The 17,059-nt window shown below is 38.6% G+C and carries 16 protein-coding genes and 1 riboswitch; of the genes, 10 read left to right on the forward strand and 6 right to left on the reverse strand.

Translation table 11 applies throughout. The features are described from left to right. The first annotated feature begins 64 nt into the window (after positions 1 to 64). The gene (locus C6N34_RS00410) at positions 65 to 976 is read left to right on the forward strand and encodes a hypothetical protein (RefSeq protein ID WP_115538962.1); all 912 of its coding nucleotides are present in this window, start codon (positions 65 to 67) and stop codon (positions 974 to 976) included. Between the two features lie 121 nt (positions 977 to 1,097). On the opposite strand, the gene C6N34_RS00415 is transcribed toward C6N34_RS00410, so the two are convergent. The 6 genes from C6N34_RS00415 to C6N34_RS00440 all read right to left on the reverse strand — a co-directional run bounded on the left by C6N34_RS00415 (position 1,098) and on the right by C6N34_RS00440 (position 7,964). Then, positions 1,098 to 1,331 carry a hypothetical protein gene (locus C6N34_RS00415; RefSeq protein ID WP_115538963.1) on the reverse strand — a complete coding sequence of 78 codons (234 nt, stop codon included), beginning with the start codon at positions 1,329 to 1,331 and terminating at the stop codon, positions 1,098 to 1,100. A gap of 102 nt (positions 1,332 to 1,433) precedes the next feature. Then, positions 1,434 to 2,852, reverse strand: a complete 1,419-nt coding sequence (locus C6N34_RS00420; protein ID WP_115538964.1) for a DUF1802 family protein — start codon at positions 2,850 to 2,852, stop codon at positions 1,434 to 1,436. 22 nt (positions 2,853 to 2,874) lie between these two features. Continuing rightward, a complete protein-coding gene (locus C6N34_RS00425) occupies positions 2,875 to 4,815 on the reverse strand; it encodes a P-loop NTPase fold protein (RefSeq protein WP_115538965.1) in 1,941 nt (646 codons plus the stop codon). 83 nt (positions 4,816 to 4,898) lie between these two features. Then, a complete protein-coding gene (locus C6N34_RS00430; RefSeq protein ID WP_057177431.1) occupies positions 4,899 to 5,582 on the reverse strand; it encodes a hypothetical protein in 684 nt (227 codons plus the stop codon). A gap of 119 nt (positions 5,583 to 5,701) precedes the next feature. Beyond that, entirely contained in the window at positions 5,702 to 6,151 is a 450-nt protein-coding gene (locus tag C6N34_RS00435; protein ID WP_057177430.1) for a tellurite resistance TerB family protein, read from the reverse strand. Positions 6,152 to 6,611: 460 nt separating this feature from the next. After that, positions 6,612 to 7,964: a cytochrome P450 gene (locus C6N34_RS00440; protein WP_057177429.1), complete on the reverse strand. Its 1,353-nt coding sequence runs from the start codon at positions 7,962 to 7,964 to the stop codon at positions 6,612 to 6,614. Between the two features lie 438 nt (positions 7,965 to 8,402). Between C6N34_RS00440 and rnc the strand changes: the two genes are divergently transcribed. From rnc to C6N34_RS00485, 9 genes are all read left to right on the forward strand, one after another. Then, on the forward strand, positions 8,403 to 9,089 hold the full coding sequence (gene rnc / locus C6N34_RS00445; RefSeq protein ID WP_006278451.1) for a ribonuclease III: 687 nt from the start codon (positions 8,403 to 8,405) through the stop codon (positions 9,087 to 9,089). 79 nt (positions 9,090 to 9,168) lie between these two features. Continuing rightward, positions 9,169 to 9,307, forward strand: a riboswitch (cyclic di-AMP (ydaO/yuaA leader). 228 nt (positions 9,308 to 9,535) lie between these two features. Next, positions 9,536 to 10,186 carry a universal stress protein gene (locus C6N34_RS00450; RefSeq protein ID WP_006278452.1) on the forward strand — a complete coding sequence of 217 codons (651 nt, stop codon included), beginning with the start codon at positions 9,536 to 9,538 and terminating at the stop codon, positions 10,184 to 10,186. 38 nt (positions 10,187 to 10,224) lie between these two features. Beyond that, the gene (locus tag C6N34_RS00455) at positions 10,225 to 11,562 is read left to right on the forward strand and encodes an SLC13 family permease (RefSeq protein ID WP_040009907.1); all 1,338 of its coding nucleotides are present in this window, start codon (positions 10,225 to 10,227) and stop codon (positions 11,560 to 11,562) included. Positions 11,563 to 11,629: 67 nt separating this feature from the next. Further along, positions 11,630 to 12,856, forward strand: a complete 1,227-nt coding sequence (locus C6N34_RS00460) for an HhoA/HhoB/HtrA family serine endopeptidase (protein WP_115538966.1) — start codon at positions 11,630 to 11,632, stop codon at positions 12,854 to 12,856. Positions 12,857 to 12,932: 76 nt separating this feature from the next. After that, positions 12,933 to 13,460 (forward strand): peptide deformylase, encoded by a 528-nt coding sequence (gene def / locus C6N34_RS00465; RefSeq protein ID WP_057177428.1) that lies wholly within the window; start codon positions 12,933 to 12,935, stop codon positions 13,458 to 13,460. A 156-nt stretch (positions 13,461 to 13,616) separates the two neighbouring features. Further along, positions 13,617 to 14,204: a DUF1517 domain-containing protein gene (locus C6N34_RS00470; protein WP_006278455.1), complete on the forward strand. Its 588-nt coding sequence runs from the start codon at positions 13,617 to 13,619 to the stop codon at positions 14,202 to 14,204. Positions 14,205 to 14,269: 65 nt separating this feature from the next. After that, complete coding sequence (locus C6N34_RS00475; RefSeq protein ID WP_050784645.1) at positions 14,270 to 15,130, forward strand: hypothetical protein; 861 nt, start codon at positions 14,270 to 14,272, stop codon at positions 15,128 to 15,130. A gap of 90 nt (positions 15,131 to 15,220) precedes the next feature. Beyond that, positions 15,221 to 16,561: a 16S rRNA (cytosine(967)-C(5))-methyltransferase gene (locus C6N34_RS00480; RefSeq protein ID WP_115538967.1), complete on the forward strand. Its 1,341-nt coding sequence runs from the start codon at positions 15,221 to 15,223 to the stop codon at positions 16,559 to 16,561. A 63-nt stretch (positions 16,562 to 16,624) separates the two neighbouring features. Then, positions 16,625 to 17,047, forward strand: a complete 423-nt coding sequence (locus C6N34_RS00485; RefSeq protein ID WP_115538968.1) for a tellurite resistance TerB family protein — start codon at positions 16,625 to 16,627, stop codon at positions 17,045 to 17,047. The last annotated feature ends 12 nt before the right edge of the window (positions 17,048 to 17,059 follow it).

Raw genomic sequence — 17,059 nt, forward strand, 5'->3', positions numbered from 1 at the left:
GTCTCTTCGTCTTGATTCCTTGATTAGTATCAACAAAGACCACCTATAATTCGCGGAAAAAAAAATGAAAAAGAACTTATTTCCCACACTATCTGGCATAACTCTATTAGCTCTCCTCGGATCATTGCCAATGATTGCAAGCGCCCAAACAGCTGATCGCTCAGCCCCAGTTCCCACTCTACAACTAAATATCACAACAGGTGGTGATGACTTGCGGGAAGGTAGCGTGGCCTATGCTGAAATTCGTCTTCGAGACGGTAGAACCTTACCAAAAACCAATTTAAATGGTGGTAGAGGTTTGGGTGGTAACTCCAGAAACTCCTTTTCCGTATCTTTACCCACTGGGATACAACTGGGCGATCTAGATGGATCCCTTCTTACTATTAGTCACGACGGCGCACCCCGCCGCTTTCCTGATGGATATGACAACTGGAATGTGGATGCTATGAGTGTAACAACTGCACGAGTTTGCTCCGGTGGGTTGTCTGTATCTAGCGCTACGGGTAGTCCTTGGGTTCGTTTTACCGGCGGCAAAACCTTTGAAGCCGTACCCTTTCGTGCCCCAGATACATCCCGTGAAGCCAGTCCTTCATCTCTAGGATTAAAGATAGTAACAGGTGGTGATGACCTACGAGAGGGTAGTGTGGCCTATGCTGAAATTCGTCTTCGAGACGGTAGAACATTACCTAGGGTGAACTTGACTGGTGGTAGGGGACTGACGGGTAACTCAGTTCGCAATTTTTCTGTATCTCTACCTGCAGGTACACGACTGGGCGATCTTGCAACCTTCACCTTGTCCCATGATGGTGCGCCGCGTCGTCCCTTCGATGGCTATGATAATTGGAATGTGGATAGTTTGAATGTGACCACACCTGAAGTTTGCTCTAGCGTATCACTTGCTAACCTCTCTGGCCGTCCTTGGGTTCGTTTTACCGGTGGCAAAACCTTTGAAACGGTAACACTACGTGTGCGATAATTATTAATTATGTGATACGTTGAGTATTCGAGAGCGGTAGGCTTCAAAATCACCGATTTTAATTGAACGCCAATAAGCCGATCGCTTTTCCTGGGTTGAGTGGGAATTACTTTAGTACCACCTATTCTCCATAAATCTCTTCGAATACAGATGTTAGCCCCGCATTTAAATCTTGCAGTGCTGCATCGATACTTTCATAAGTTTCTTTTCCTTCCCAAAGTGTTCCACCACAATCTAGTGCACGGATAAAAGAATTTAAGGGACCATTGTCATCGTAGCCAATTTCAATCAAACCTTCATGTTCATCAACCCATCGAGCAATATTCGGATAGGTTTTTTCGAATGAAACTTTCATATTTTCCCAAGTTCGCTAAAATACTAACTATATCTTACCAAAAGTGTTGCAAGAATGCACCCTCAAATCGGGGACCTCCATTATCATAAAATTACCTCCTGCTTAATTATCACCTAGTACAATCAGATCACGTAGATAATAAAACTGATCAGTCCTCCAATCCGTACCTCTTTTTTTACCCAAATATCCTGTCAGAGGTGATGATAGTTCTATCAATATTTCGTGCATCTCTTCAAGTTTTAATGGGACTGATGAGGGTGTGCCAAAATAAACGCCATGTAAATTACCTACCATTGCAAATTCTAGTCCTGAATTGCGCAAATATTCCTTGACTAATCTCACCAGATGGGATCGTATCTTGATTTGCTTCTCTACTTTTTCTATATATTCGTCAATCCCATCATCTATTTGACCAGGTTCTAAATATTCCTTTAATTCTAGAAGATTTACTGCTCCTGGATATGTGGCTTTTAGTTGCACTAATTTTTGTAATGTCATGGCTTTGATAATACTAGTTTTGGAAATTTTGGCAGATCTGATCAACGATTGTTGCAGCTGTTTGGTAGGACCACCCGGTCCAATAATTAAACGCACTGCTTGCAAATAATTTTCTTGCAAGTGTCTTTTAGCAATTCTATCTAATTCTTCTACTGCACGGTCTGGAATACTTTTACCAGATTTACATTCACAAACTAGAGGAAACGGGTCAGAACAATATAAATCTAACCCTCCTACACCCCCTTTATAGCTATTTTCTACTCTAAATCCCAAAAATTCTAAACCTCGTCGACAAATATTCTCAAAGTCTGTACCTGCTTGATAGTTACTTTTCCTCTCTTCTAGTTCTATACTTCTATCCCCTAAAAAGGAAATGGTTTTTATCCAATCTAAATCAGAATTTACAGTCCCTTTCTGTTTAACATTACTCCATCCTAGAAATTCTCTAATTTCCTGTTGTAATTGCTGGTAAACAGGAAATTCTGGGCTACTTTTCATCAGGGATGATAACAGACTATCTAGTTTTTCTATTTGAGGGTGTAAAGGAGGTTGGCGATTTTCTAGTCTTTTCTGACGTTGAAGAAACACATAATCATCTAATACAGGTTGATTTTCTGACGTATATATATCATCTAAAGGTATGAATTTTCCCAGCTTTTGCTCAATGTTGGGGAATGTTTTAACTTTGACAAATGTATCTAAATAGTAAACCCGTAAATGAGCTAGAAAAAAATGCGGACGTTTTTCTAGTATTTGCCGAAAAAAATCTGGTTCCCGCATGGTTAACTGAGCTAGAATGTCTAAAGGACCGGTTTTATCAATAATTTGACAACCTTGACATCTAGCCCAACATTTTATTAAAACTTCTTGAGAATTCAGATCAGCTGGAAACAAGGCAAAAGCCTGTCCACTACCCATTAGTAACTTCTGTGGTATAACACTAATAATTCGTCCTTGTATTAGGTGTTCAATATCAATATCTGGTAAGCAGAGGGCATTATAAATTAAGACAGATTTACTCATAATTCATTAATACTAGGCAATTTTAACCGAAAAGATCAGCTAAGTCATCTTCTTTTTCTGCTTCATTTATATCAGAATTAGAGAACAATTCCTCTATAATGTCTTCATCACTGACCTGAATCATGGTTCCAGATGGATCACTGAGAATTTCTCTCAATAAGAGATTATCAAAGGTAATTTTGTTTTGGCGAATAATATCAAAAATCTCCTGTTCAGTTAGTTGGTAATTTTCTCGCTTTTGATAAATATGCAATATTGCTATGAGTGGTCGAATTTGATTGTCGATTAGATCTACATTTTCTCCTCCTTTTTCTGATATCAATTCATTGAGTAACTTATAGCTCTCTGATTTTTTCTTCATTTGTTCTATCTTAGCATAAGAACGAACCAAACAGCCACGAGTCAAATCAAATGTTTCATAATCATTTAAGCGCTTCAAGCAAGCATTTAATGTGAAAAGAGTATCCTGAACAACTGCTAAACCAATTTTTACCAGTCTTCCATTCTCATGTCCAACAATTTTGAACCTGATAAAATTCTTATTTTTACTCTTTGGTTGCACATCATCAATAATTTCTTCTATCATTACTTGTTCTAGCACCTGTCCTTTTAAAGTGGTAAATCCAAAATACAGAGCTTCTGCAATCAGGTCGCTATCCTCTGAATAATCTTTAATATCAGTAGCCATTTCCCTAGTAAATCCCAGTTCAAATCTGGAAGCAGGATCTTGAGGAAGCTGTTCTTCTTGTACACGAAAATTGTTGGCGCACCATTGTAAGGCCTCTCTAACAGTTGGTTTATTTTTACCATATTCTTTAAGTTGGCTTTCTGAAAATGGATAAAGTATATGGGGAGGAATTAAATTTTTTGAAGTATAATATTCATTGAGCCATATAGCGACTATATCTAATATGGAGTTTGTGTTGAGAGGTTCTAAATCTATGGGTTTTCGTTGGGTAAACTTAGAAATTCGGTGAGGTGTACCATCGAGGAGAGAATTGACCTGCTCTTTCCATACTGCTGGTAACATTACCGTAATAATAACTACTCCTTTGCCCAAGTCTGAGTTTTCTAGGGTGTCATGAAGAATTTTTACAAAAGTGGCGATCACGGTTCCTGTAGGATACCCATCTTCTGTTGAGTTATTTTTGACATCCATTTCATCAAAACAAATGACAACTGAGTTATAATAACTAACCAAATTGAGAACTTGTTGGATATTTTTCAGAGCTTCTGCTTCTCTCTCCTGATTAGTTCTACTAGGATTAGGTAGTCCCAACTCATGAGCATTTGCTTCAGATAACTCTTCACCAGATAGCCATCTAATAGCAAAGGGAGCTTGAGTTTCTGACAGTGTCCACAGGATGGCACGAATAATATAGGGATCTGCATCGGGTCTATTTTTCATTACCATTCTTTGGAGAACATTCATCAAGTCTTGATTAGTTCCTTGCTTCTTCTTATAGGTTTTATCAAAGTTTTTTATTAATTCTGCAGCAGGTTTAGTATTCTCTCTATTTTCACTAGCCATAGCTGTAGCAACTTCTTGCCATTGCATTACTCCTTGACTACCAGTTTTGCTCAAACTATCTGCTAGGGTTTGTTGAAATTGATACTTTACTAAATTTAAATCAGTATAATTATTAGCACTTGCATAAATAAACAAAGCACCTCCCTCTTTTTCTAATTGATGACGAATTCGACTCAAAAGATGAGTTTTACCAACTCCTTGCTGTGCGGTAATGGCAATAGAAGTTATTTTATCTTGACTATGTTTTGTCTGACGAACAAACTCAATGGCTTCAAATATCTTTTTAGAAGCATGCTGGTTTAATGTTGTCACATCAGGAAATCCTTTACCCCAAATATTCTGTTCTTTAACAATGCCCGCATTGATAAAAGGATTGTGACTATTAATAGCAGCATTGACGGATTCTATGGGCGAACTCGGTGTGTTTGTCATTGTTGTTGTTATGTTTAAGGAATAGGAAACTTCAAAAAGAAAAATGAAGTTCTTGTATTGAGTTAAATTGAGTTGGAAGCATTTTAAACTAACCGTTTAGCGTAAGACCGCAGTTGAGTTCCGGGAATAAGAATACTGTCTTCCTGTTTATCAGCGGTGAAATCTGGTATTTCCCCGGAAATGAGCTGTAAAATATCATCAGCTTGCATTTCTACTAACCACTGATTGAACTTTCCCCTCTCCACTCTTTCTCCTATTTCTCTTCTCAGTCTATAAATTGGAACTAAGTTGTCAAAATTGTATTGATTATCCAAAAGACTATAAACTTCTAATAATACGGATTTAAATTCCTCATAGGAAGCAATAACCTTACTATTAGTAGATTCACTAGCTTTTATTTCCGGTGTTGATGGTGTTGAGTGGGATTGACGTAGTAAAAGCAATAAAGCATTAGCAACCCAAGCACCAACGTTCTTATCAAATTTAAATTCCTTATTAGAGAGTCCATTGTGTAAAGTATTAATACCCACAGGTATGGTGATTGTATAACTAACCGTCGCACCTTTCTTTGTGATGGTAATAGCACCATCTGCTTCTAAATGTTCTATTATTTGCTGATAGTCAATCATTCTTTGACCTTTAGAGACTATGCGCTTGCCTAACTGACCTTTGGTTACCTTCTGCTCCCCTGCTCCTAAATCCCATAATGCCAGTAGCAGTCTGGTCTGAGCATAGTTTCCTTGTAATCCTTGTTTTTTTGAAGCCATACTTCTTAGTTCCTAAACAACTCTAACAATCTTAACACTTAATGGTACTCTTTTTATTACCAAAATTCACGGGTGAATAACTACCTATCTGAGACTTCCTAACTTTTACTTAGACGCAACTACCCCTTGTTTTTAATCAACATAACATCAACAATTTTTGAAGCTACTTCCTCCGATAAGTCTAAAGCTTTATATAAATCACCCAAAAGATCTTCTTCCTCCTGAGTAACTTCCCCATCTGCTAAAATAAGATCCGAAACCACAGCAAAAGCAGTTTCATGCAAATCACGAGGTAGGGAAGAAACAGCAGATTGAAGAAGATTACTAAATCCGTCTCTTTTTATCAAAAACAACAATCTATCAAACAACTTTCGTATCACATCAGTAGAATAACTACGAAATAACTTCATCCTATTTAGCGAAGCCATTAAACCTAATACCTCTTCATCTGAACAGTATCCATCTGCAGTAATTGAAATAAGGGCAATACCAGCTAAAGCCTCTGCAGGACTCATAACGGTCTGATTTTCATTACGCAACTGTGAAAAACGATTTCCAAACAAAGCCATAAGTGCCTCCTACAAGACGTGTTAAATTTAGAACAAAAACGGCTTTTACATCTAGCGCAAAAATTATACTAGACTTTCACCTAAGTTTCAAAATGACCATAGCAAGTTACATCATCCCGTTACATCTATCTCAAGATAGATATTTAACTCGTTTAGAGAATAATCTTGAACTTCCAAGGGACTTGTGTAGAAGTGTTTTCTGGTATGTGTTCAATCTAATTAATTTTGTTTAATAATGTTTAAGAATAAGCAACTTCTGAGGATCCCAACAAACCACAATTTGGACTGCAAGCGATCGCTTAATGTATATAGTATATAATATAAGTTATTGGCAAAAATGATAAGTAGGGAGGCACAATTATTTGTAGGATGGGTCGAGGAACGAGACCCATGCGGGCGTTGGGTTTCATACTTCAACCCAACCTACGTTTTAAAATACCAAGCAGGAGTGCAAATGTGATTAGGGGTAAGAATATTGTTCAATGGTCAAATTTATAGGAGCATTTGGTCCGGTAACTAGCCCCCGTCTTTTTGGTTTAACTTCCTGGGTATTAACTAATTTCATTGACCATGTTTTTAAAACTTTTGCCAATATCAATTTCATTTCCATTTGGGCAAAAGCTAAACCCACACAACGCCTAGAACCGCCACCAAAAGGTAGAAATTGATAAGGTGAAAATTGTTTTTCTAAAAAGCGTTCTGGTTTGAATTTTTCTGGCTCGGGATAAATATCTTCCCGATGATGAACTAAGTAAATTGAACCTAGAAGAATTGTTCCAGGTTCAAGTTGATAACCACCCAAAGAAATAGGTTCTTTAACCATTCTGGGAAAAGTTAACATTCCCACGGGATGAATCCTTAATGTTTCATTACAAACCGCAGTTAAATATGGCAATTTAAAAACAGCACTGGAATCATAATTTTCTTCTAAAGAATCCAATTCTGCCAATAACTTTTCTCTAACTTCCGGGAGTTTGTGAATCCAGTAAAAAGCCCAAGAAATAGCTGTAGCGGTAGTTTCGTGACCCGCGACTAATAACGTCATTAATTCATCTTTTAATTCTACATCAGTCATGGGTTGATTATTTTCATCTCTAGCAGACATAAGTAAATTAAGAATATCTGTCCGCTGAGGATCAAAATTTTCTCTTCTTTCTTTAATTTCCTGATAAATTAGTTGATCAGCTTGTTCTTTTTTCTGAATGTGTCGTTTCCAAATTTCCGATACCCCAAAGATCTCTTTCAATTTAGGAAGATAGAGAAAACTCACCCGCAAAGGACTGCTAGCCTGTTCTAAAAGTTCACACAGTAAATATTTAAGTTTTAATGCTCGTTCTCCTTCATAAATGCCAAAAACAGCTTCTATCATTACTTGAAGAGTGATATCTTGGGTAATATTCCTAACATTGAAAAATTGATTTTTTTCTTGTTGAGCAAAAACCTTTGTGGTAATATTTTCAATTAATTTTGAATAAGTTCTCATTCTTTCTCCATGAAAAGGAGGCATAATTAATTGACGCTCACGTTGATGTGCCTTACCACTAAGAGTAATAACAGAATTTTTGCCCAATAAATATTCAAAAATGCTATTTAACTCCCCCGGTGCTTCCAATTCTTTTTGATCATTACTTAACATCTGCTGTATGGCTTCCGGAGAATGAACAAATATCAGTGGTGGTAAATCACTTTGTAGTTTTAGAGCAAACAAATCTCCGTATTTTTTAGCACACTCTACCATATAAGGCATAGGCCTGAATATCCAGTTTAGGACTTGAATAGTAGATAATGTTTTCGGTCCTGGTAGTATTTGCATAACTTTATCCCGTTTTGACTATTAGGATTATAAGAGATGCGATCGCTTTTATTTTTAGTCTAAACTCCAGTGATAAGAAAAAATTATATTTATGAGGGGATGAGATAAGTTTTTTTGTGGTCGAAGCGATAAAAATGTGGTACTATGAGGGTTAAGTATAATCGAGTGTAAGCATCTGTAAAAAAAGTGAATAGGTTCCCATTATGAGGGTATCATGTTCAAGGTTCAATAGTCAACCCCCAGCATTGAGAAAAAAAATCGGCGCGTGGGTATATAGATATGCTCAGATAGCTCTTTATTGATCGAGCGTAAAACCCCATCCCCTTGTAGGTGGGGATGTAAGCGCGGTTGACTGTTTAAATCATTAGTATTGGGTTTTCTCAACCCAAGGTAGATTATATTTATAATTTTTTATATAATTTTTTAATTGTAGAAAAAATGCATAAACTTCTGATATTTAAAAATGAGAAGCTAGTCCGTCAAGCATTAACTCATCGTTCCTATGCTAACGAAAATCCAACTGAGGGAGACCATAACGAGAGATTGGAATTCTTGGGGGATGCCATTCTTAATTTTATTAGTGGAGAGTATCTCTATTCTCGTTATCCACAAAAAGGTGAAGATGAACTGACTCGTCGACGCTCTGCATTGGTGGAAGAAAAACAGCTGGCTAAGTTTGCCCTGGAAGTTGGTTTAAATCTGAAAATGCGCCTGGGCAAAGGTACTATTCAAGATGGCGGTTACCAAAATCCTAATCTTCTTAGTAGTACATTTGAAGCTGTCATTGGAGCTTACTATTTAGACAATAACTGTAATATAGAAGCAGTTAAAGTTGCAGTTGAACCTCTGTTTGATTTTGTGTCACAACATACTATTGAATCCCGTTATAATGTAGATTCTAAAAATCGCTTTCAAGAATGGGTACAAAAAAAATTATGTGCAAATCCACCTAAATATAAAACTCAACAAATAGGCGGATCCCCCCATCTACCAGAATTTGCTTCTAGAGTTTTAGTAGATGGTAAAGAGTTTGGTCAAGGTAAGGGTAAAAATAAAAAAGACGCAGAAAAAGCTGCAGCAGAAGATGCGATCGCTCGTTTACAAAGAGAGGGTTTATTTTCATAGAGAAATAATCTATACATAACTTATATCAATATTTTCCCTCTTGACTTTCCTCATACTTGATGTAATAGTGTTACAAGTTGTGATTGGGTAGCCTAATTCGGATCCATAAAAGGTGGGTTTGAAGCGGAGGAACCATGTATTTGGGGCAAATCGTAATTGAGAGACACCTTCCAGTCTTAGCCCGTCAGCTAACTCCGTCGGCAATGGAAGGAACCTCCAAAATGTAAGCTGTTATACCAGTTATTATTGAGGTTTCTTTAGTCAGTTTGTAATTTATTAGACGCTTTGTGATGGAACAAGTTTGTTAATCATCCGGAGTGGGATTAGTATGAATCCAGTATGTGGTGGGGGCATGTAGATTTCCAGCATATAGGAGCTAATAATATTTCAAATTGTTATCCCTGCTTATCATTCCTATTTAGTTTCCAGCGGGAGTAATTAGAACTGTGAAAATTAAGCCGTTATTAGCACGACTAGAGAGTGCTATTGGTCGACCTGACCTAATTGACCAGATGTTACTGATACCAAGTGGCAAGGAGTGCGATAATGATAAGTATTCAGCCATTAGGCCCATCAGGTTAATGGTAGGTTATGATGGATCTCCTAATAGTCATACAGCATTAGATATAGCCTTTTGCATAGCCCATCAAACTCATCTAGCATCAAAAATAGAAGTTAAAGTTGAAGCTGTTTACGTATCAGAGGAGCAGATAATTAATAACTTGGGTAATAATCCCGATGATATTTATTTTCATCATCGATTAGAATCACCCAAAAAGTCGGTGGAAGTAGAGAGTACGGGCTCAAAATTGTCCGTATTGGAAACCATGTTAAAAACCATAGTATTGACACAATCAAAGACAGAAGAAGCAGATAAAATTTTGTGGCAAGCCAGAAATTTAGCTCGGGAATGGCAAAGTTATTTCAAATCCCATTTACGATTTGGCAATCTGTGTACAGAACTGCGAAAAGTTGTAGAATTAGAAAGTGCTGATGCCCTATTTTTAGGTTGTCAATCCATTAATCATCCCTTAATTGAGAGATTAGACAATAATTTTCCTTGTCCTGTATTGGGCATTCCCAAATGTCTTGATTAGGAAGTGGTCGGGTGGAATTAAATATAAGGGGAATTACCATGGAAAATTGGCAAGCTGTTGTAAGTGTTATCACTTTTGTTGCGGTCATTTTGGCCATCACGGTTGAATTGCTCGATCTAACCGTAGCAGCTCTATTAGGGGCATTGGTTCTAGTATTTACCAACATCATGAGCTTGGGGGAAGCAGTTGGTTATATTGGCAAAAGCCATAGCACATTGGGGTTATTCTTTGGTGTAATGGTGTTAGTCCGATCCTTTGAACCGACTAATATCTTCAGCTATATAGCTACACAAATTGTCATTCTTGCTCAAGGTAGTGGTAGAAAATTATTATTAGGTATAGTATTACTAGTTACACCTATCTGTGCGTTTTTGCCTAACGCTACAACGGTAATGTTATTAGCTCCATTAATCCCACCCATGGCGGAGGAAATAGGTGTAAATTTCGTACCTCTGTTAATTTTAATGGTTTTTGTGGCTAATAGTTCTGGATTGTTAACTTTAGTGGGAGATCCAGCCACCTTTATTGTTGGTGATGCTGTCAATATCAGCTTTATAGATTATTTGACCCAGTTAAGTTTAGGTGGGGCCATTGCGGTGATTACTGTAGTAGTAACTTTACCTATTCTATTTAGAAAAATTTGGCGAACCAATCTAGAGAATCTAGCTGAATTACCCCATCCTCAGATCAATCACCCACGGGTTCTAATGTTAGGTGCTGTTATTGTCGCTTTTGTATTGATATTCTTTATCATTGGCGACTATTTACCAATACCTATTTCCCCTGCTGCAGTAGCTTTATTAGGAGCCACCCTAGCTTTGCTACTGGCCCATAAAACTCGCATTGACTCGGTTCATAACATCCTGCGAGATGTAGACTGGGGTACTTTAATCTTTTTCATGAGCATTTTCGTTTTGATTGGGGGACTAGATAAAACCGGTGTAATTAACAGCTTATCAGGGATTTTAAGTATTATTCTAGGCAAAAATATTTTATTTGCTTCCCTACTTGTATTATTCGTTGTTGGTGCATTGTCAAGCGTTATTCCCAATATTCCTCTAGTGGTAGCAATGGTCCCCATGATAAAACAATATATTGTCAATGTAGGGTTAGCACCAGCAGCTGTTTTAGCTACCGACTTTCAAGGAAAATTTCCCCCAGAGGTCTTACCTTTATTTTATGCTATGATGTTTGGTGCAACTTTAGGTGGTAATGGCACTTTAGTGGGAGCATCATCTAATATTGTTGCTGCTGGTATTGCAGAACAGCATGGCAAAAGAATCTCTTTCAAGACCTTTTTGCACTATGGAATTCCCATCACTATATTACAACTTATTACTGCTGCTTTATACGTTTTAGTGAGATTTTTATTGTAGTTCGTAGGTTGGGTGGACGACAGGAAACCCAACACCAATGATTTAAACAAAAAAGGATTCTACTCTTATGGTAAATGACAGACAAAGGACAGAATCTGCAGATGTAAGTATGGAGGAATTTGGGCATTTATTGAAACGCTCAATATTGATGACTGGACTAATCGTACTTGTGACAGGCTGCTCCAATTTAAACAGCAGAAATCTCACACCACAAAAAATCAACCCTCAAGTTGAATCAACCACCAAGTCCAACACTGTGGTAGTAGCTGGTGGTGATCCTAATTTTATTGTTCAAGTAGTGCAAAAAGTGGGTAGTGCGGTTGTCCGTATTGACTCTGCCAGAACTGTTACCTCCCAAGTACCAGGAGAGTTTTCCGACCCATTCTTACGTAGATTTTTTGGTGATGCTCTTCCCCGACCAGAACAGAGGGTAGAAAGAGGTAGTGGTTCAGGATTTATCATTAATGCCTCCGGTCAAATTTTAACTAATTCCCACGTGGTAGACGGTGCGGATCAGGTAACAGTAACCCTGAAAGATGGGCGTAGTTTTGATGGTAAGGTGTTGGGGGAAGATGCAGTTACGGACGTGGCAGTTATACAAATTAATGCTCAAAATCTACCCACTTTAACTTTAGGTAATTCCAGTGACTTACAACCTGGAGAAGCAGTAATTGCTATTGGTAATCCCCTGGGTTTAAATAATACCGTAACTTCGGGCATCATCAGCGCCACAGATCGGTCTAGTACTGACATTGGTGCTAGCGATAAACGGGTAGATTACTTACAAACTGATGCAGCGATTAATCCAGGTAATTCCGGTGGTCCGCTTTTAAATGCTCGCGGAGAAGCTATAGGCATGAACACTGCGATTATTCAAGGTGCTCAAGGTTTAGGTTTTGCTATTCCCATTAACACGGTCAAAAAAATTGCCCAAGAATTAATTGCCAATGGTCGCGTTGATCATCCTTATTTGGGAGTAGAAATGATCACCCTCACTCCTGAGATTAAAGATAGAATAGTTAGTAGATTTGGTGATAGAGTCAATATTATTACTGATAAAGGAGTATTCTTAGTTAGAATTGTTCCTCAATCACCAGCAGCGCGGGGAGGATTGAGAGCAGGGGATATAATTAAGAGTATTAACAAACAATTAATTACTAAAGTTGAAGAAGTGCAAAAAATAGTAGAAAATAGTCAAATTGGAACTCCTCTGACAATAGAAGTGGAGCGTAATGGTACAACTGTAAATTTAGCTGTTGAGCCAGGATCTTTACCGATAAGATCCCGAAGATAGTTTTCCAGCATGGGCTTAAATAACATGCTATACTACTGAGTAGAGTAATTAATAGTAGGAAATAGGAAGTTAAAATATGACTGATAAATCATCAATTATTCAATTGGGCAATCCCCTATTGCGGCAAAAAGCTGCAGAAATTGAAGGGATTAATGATCGGGAAATACAACAACTAATTGATCATTTAATAACCACAGTTGCCCAGGCCAATGGTGTGGGCATTGCTGCACCCCAAGTAGCCCAGTCATTGCGCCTATTTATTGTAGCTTCCCGTCCCAATCCTAGATATCCCCATGCACCAGAAATGGAGCCAACGGCAATGATTAATCCTAAAATAGTTAGTTATGGGACGGAAATTACCAAAGGATGGGAAGGTTGTTTAAGTGTTCCAGGAATCAGAGGTTTAGTCCCCAGGTATGAAAGAATTCAAGTAGAATATACTGATAGAAATGGTAATTTTCAAAAACAGGAGTTAGTCAACTTCGTGGCAAGAATTTTTCAACATGAGTATGATCATTTAGAAGGTTTAGTATTTTTAGAGCGTGTGGAATCTCCCCAAGACCTCATTAGCGAAGCAGAATATCAATACAGAATAGCTAGGTAATATGATAAATCATCATAAATATATATATTTTTTACTTTTACCTTATACTGCTGAAACTATCTCCTTTAATAGAACTATTTAAACGGATGCCTAAGATCTAGCGTTTTTCAGCGTATGGCCCTATAATGGGGGTAGGGATTGTAAACTTTGAAAAAAATGACTAATTTATTTAATAAATTTATCGGTAGAACACGTTACGTAGTTTCCCGTATATTTTTGCACCTGCATGGACAGGAAGTGGCACCAATTTTAGGAGTCTTAAATGGGGCTGCTAGAGAAGCAATAGATGCTGAAGGTGATTTAAAATCACTAGGAGAGCAACTAGTCACAGTATGTGAAACCCTTTTGAGATATGACCAGTGCTGGGTTGCTGCTGGTAATGAGGGAGATGTATTCTGGAATGAGGGAGAAGCGGGTGACTATGTAAATGAATTATTTACTGATTCCGCACAGAGATATGGAGCTGACCTTGATACTGGTTCCAGTCCAGGTCGGGCCCTATCTATTCCCGTTACCCGGAATGTGCTGGTAATGCTTACAGTTGCTTTTGAAGGTGAAGTGCCAGAAATAGAAACAAATCTGGCCCAGATTTCTTCCCTTAAAGCTGGATTAAAATCGCTAGTTAACTTACATTACCAAAATAAACTTAGAGCCATTCAGGTTCATTTCTCCCCTGCACGTTTAGGCGATGAACTAACAGATGATCATTTGTTAGAATATTATCCAGAGTTGATTCCTCTCTAAGTTTCTTGTTAACCTTGAGTTATTGGCAATCAAAAATAACACCCTGGAAAAATCAAATTATTCAAATGGTCAAGACTATAATGCGTAGACTGACAATTGTTTGTTTAGCCCTAACCTTGTGCTTAACAACCATTGCTTGTGGGGGAGCTTCCCAAAATACCACCTATTCCAATGGTAGTCAAAGTGCAACCCCCACTAAACTCAATGATGGACAGTATCAAGTACAACAGGTTACTTATAACGATGCCAATGGTGAGTATACCCTATTTTTACTAGGCAATCAACCACCAACTTTTGCTACGGAGAAGTTGCAAATGGCTCGTTTAACTGACGAGGAAGTCAAAGAGGGCAAAAAAAGTTATTTAAAGGTGGAAAATGGACAACCAGCCTTATATATAACCGAAGACTTTAAAATTGAGTATGTCCATAATGTTACTGAAACCAGAAGTAATCCTCAAACCGGACAGCAGGAAACGGTTTTTGTCCGTCAAGAGTCTAGTTTCTGGACTCCTTTCGCAGCTGCTGTAGCTGGTAATATAGCAGGTCAGGCCATTGGTAATATGTTATTCAGACCTCAGTACTACGTACCCCCCGTTTATCAACCCGGTGGTATTTATGGTCATGGTGGATATGGTTCTAGCTATAATGCAGCAGTTTCGAGTTATCAAAGTCGCTATAATCAACCACCTGCAGCTGTGAGAAATCGTGCAGTTTTCCGGACTACGGGATCTCTTAGATCAAATAGTGGATTGACAAATCGGACTAATACTGGTGGTAGAGCTACTGGATCTGGCTTTGGGGGTAGTAATCTCCGCTCATCGGGGGGGTCTAGCTCTCTGCGACGTAATTCTGGTAGTAGTTTTGGCAGTGGATCTCGTTCTTCTGGCATTCGGCGCTCGGGCGGTTTTGGTAGCAGAAGAAGATAAATTAAGACCACAGCTCCTTTGACAACCGTACAAGAAGGGAATTGTCTAGGGCAATTCCCTTTATTCGGTATATGGCCTAATCTCCCTTTTATGAACACCCTATCTACTCGACAAATAGCATTTACTGCTCTCAGAGAAGTACACCGGGGAGCCTATGCTGATACTGCTATCGATCGCACTTTACACAAGTTTAAGTTATCTGATCATGACCGACGATTAATGACAGAATTGGTCTACGGTAGTGTAAGGAGACAACGCAGCCTAGATGCAATAATTGACCAAATTGCTGATAAAAAATCACCACAACAGCCAAGGGATCTGCGATGTATTTTGCATCTGGGTTTGTATCAACTGCGTTACCAACAAAAAATCCCCGTTTCCGCTGCTGTCAATACTACTGTACAACTGGCAAAAGAAAATGGCTTCCCTGGGTTAACTGGTTTTGTGAATGGTTTTTTACGCCAATATATACGTCTTTTAGAAAAGACCTCTGATCCCCTGATCCTCCCGGAAAATTTAGTAGAAAGACTAGGTATTTTATACAGCTTTCCTAATTGGGTAATTGAGGTTTGGTTATCACAGTTGGGCCAGGAAGAAACGGAAAAACTCTGTCAGTGGATGAATCAAACTCCCACGATTGATTTACGGGTAAATATTCTGCGAGCTTCCGTGGAAATGGTGGAATCAGTTTTTAAAAAGTCTGGTATTTTGCTCCATAGGATACCCCACTTACCCCAAGGGTTAAGGTTAGTTGGGCCTGCTGGACCAATTCAAAATTTACCAGGTTTCACTGAAGGATGGTGGTGCATACAAGATGCAGCGGCCCAGTTAGTTGGTCATTTGCTGGATCCTAGACCTGGTGAGGTGATCATTGATGTTTGTGCCGCCCCCGGTGGAAAAACTACCCACATTGCCGAATTAATGGGCGATAACGGTAAAATATATGCCTGCGATCGCACTCCTTCTCGCTTACGTAAACTCACTGAAAATGCCCAACGTCTCCGTTTGCAATCTATTGAAATTTTTCCTGGAGACAGTCGTAATTTGACCAAATTTCACCATGTGGCTGACCGGGTACTGTTAGATGCTCCCTGTTCTGGTTTAGGGACCATGCATCGTCACGCTGATGCACGATGGCGACAAAACCCTAGCTCTGTAGGAGATCTTGCCCACATACAAAAAGAACTCATATCCTATACTGCCAACTTTGTCAAGCCGGGAGGAGTTTTGGTGTATGCTACTTGCACCTTGCATCCCCAGGAGAACGAGGACCTAGTTAGAGAATTTTTGCATGTTAATCCCCAGTGGGAGGTGGAAAAGCCGAACTTTGATTTTCTGGATGTTTCCTCCCCTGGATGGTTAAAGCTGTGGCCACACCAACAGAATATGGACGGTTTCTTCTTAGTGCGTTTAAGAAAAAACAAGGATTAGAGTTAAAATATGTCCAACCATTGTACCATTTAACCAGAGTCCGAATCTACTGGAGGAGGCAAAATGGTTAATCATCCCGACGTAAAAAATCTAGTTAAAATTCTCATTGGTGCAGCTTGGATTGATGGTAGAATTCAGCCAGAGGAAAGACAATATCTCAGAGAGATAGCCCATTCTAAGGGTCTTTCTACTGATCCAGAAATCAAACCTTGGCTCTACGAGTTAGTTCAAGTTAAACCAGATCAGTGCTATCAATGGGTAAGGGAGTATTTAGGCGATCGCCCTAGTTTGGAACAGTGTCAAGACTTAATTGAATCCATCAGTGGGCTAATCTACAGTGATGGTGAGGTTGCCACGGAAGAGGCTAAATTATTAACAAGAATACAGGATTTAGCTAAAAACTCGGATCATAATCAAACAATTTATACCTCCTTACTCAGGAAAATTCAAAAACTTTACCGTCGCTGGGTGGATGTACAAAATTAAGGCAAATTCGCC

The organism is Cylindrospermopsis raciborskii Cr2010 (assembly GCF_003367075.2).
In the GTDB taxonomy this organism is placed as follows: domain Bacteria; phylum Cyanobacteriota; class Cyanobacteriia; order Cyanobacteriales; family Nostocaceae; genus Raphidiopsis; species Raphidiopsis raciborskii.

Excerpts from the sequence above, each read along its gene's own strand:
- C6N34_RS00410 (WP_115538962.1), top strand. The coding sequence starts at position 65 with ATGAAAAAGAACTTATTTCCCACACTATCTGGCATAACTCTATTAGCT.
- C6N34_RS00440 (WP_057177429.1), bottom strand. The coding sequence starts at position 7,964 with ATGCAAATACTACCAGGACCGAAAACATTATCTACTATTCAAGTCCTA.
- C6N34_RS00455 (WP_040009907.1), top strand. The coding sequence starts at position 10,225 with ATGGAAAATTGGCAAGCTGTTGTAAGTGTTATCACTTTTGTTGCGGTC.
- C6N34_RS00420 (WP_115538964.1), bottom strand. The coding sequence starts at position 2,852 with ATGAGTAAATCTGTCTTAATTTATAATGCCCTCTGCTTACCAGATATT.
- C6N34_RS00485 (WP_115538968.1), top strand. The coding sequence starts at position 16,625 with ATGGTTAATCATCCCGACGTAAAAAATCTAGTTAAAATTCTCATTGGT.
- C6N34_RS00460 (WP_115538966.1), top strand. The coding sequence starts at position 11,630 with ATGGTAAATGACAGACAAAGGACAGAATCTGCAGATGTAAGTATGGAG.
- C6N34_RS00430 (WP_057177431.1), bottom strand. The coding sequence starts at position 5,582 with ATGGCTTCAAAAAAACAAGGATTACAAGGAAACTATGCTCAGACCAGA.
- C6N34_RS00475 (WP_050784645.1), top strand. The coding sequence starts at position 14,270 with ATGGTCAAGACTATAATGCGTAGACTGACAATTGTTTGTTTAGCCCTA.
- C6N34_RS00415 (WP_115538963.1), bottom strand. The coding sequence starts at position 1,331 with ATGAAAGTTTCATTCGAAAAAACCTATCCGAATATTGCTCGATGGGTT.
- C6N34_RS00425 (WP_115538965.1), bottom strand. The coding sequence starts at position 4,815 with ATGACAAACACACCGAGTTCGCCCATAGAATCCGTCAATGCTGCTATT.
- C6N34_RS00480 (WP_115538967.1), top strand. The coding sequence starts at position 15,221 with ATGAACACCCTATCTACTCGACAAATAGCATTTACTGCTCTCAGAGAA.
- C6N34_RS00470 (WP_006278455.1), top strand. The coding sequence starts at position 13,617 with ATGACTAATTTATTTAATAAATTTATCGGTAGAACACGTTACGTAGTT.
- rnc (WP_006278451.1), top strand. The coding sequence starts at position 8,403 with ATGCATAAACTTCTGATATTTAAAAATGAGAAGCTAGTCCGTCAAGCA.
- C6N34_RS00435 (WP_057177430.1), bottom strand. The coding sequence starts at position 6,151 with ATGGCTTTGTTTGGAAATCGTTTTTCACAGTTGCGTAATGAAAATCAG.
- def (WP_057177428.1), top strand. The coding sequence starts at position 12,933 with ATGACTGATAAATCATCAATTATTCAATTGGGCAATCCCCTATTGCGG.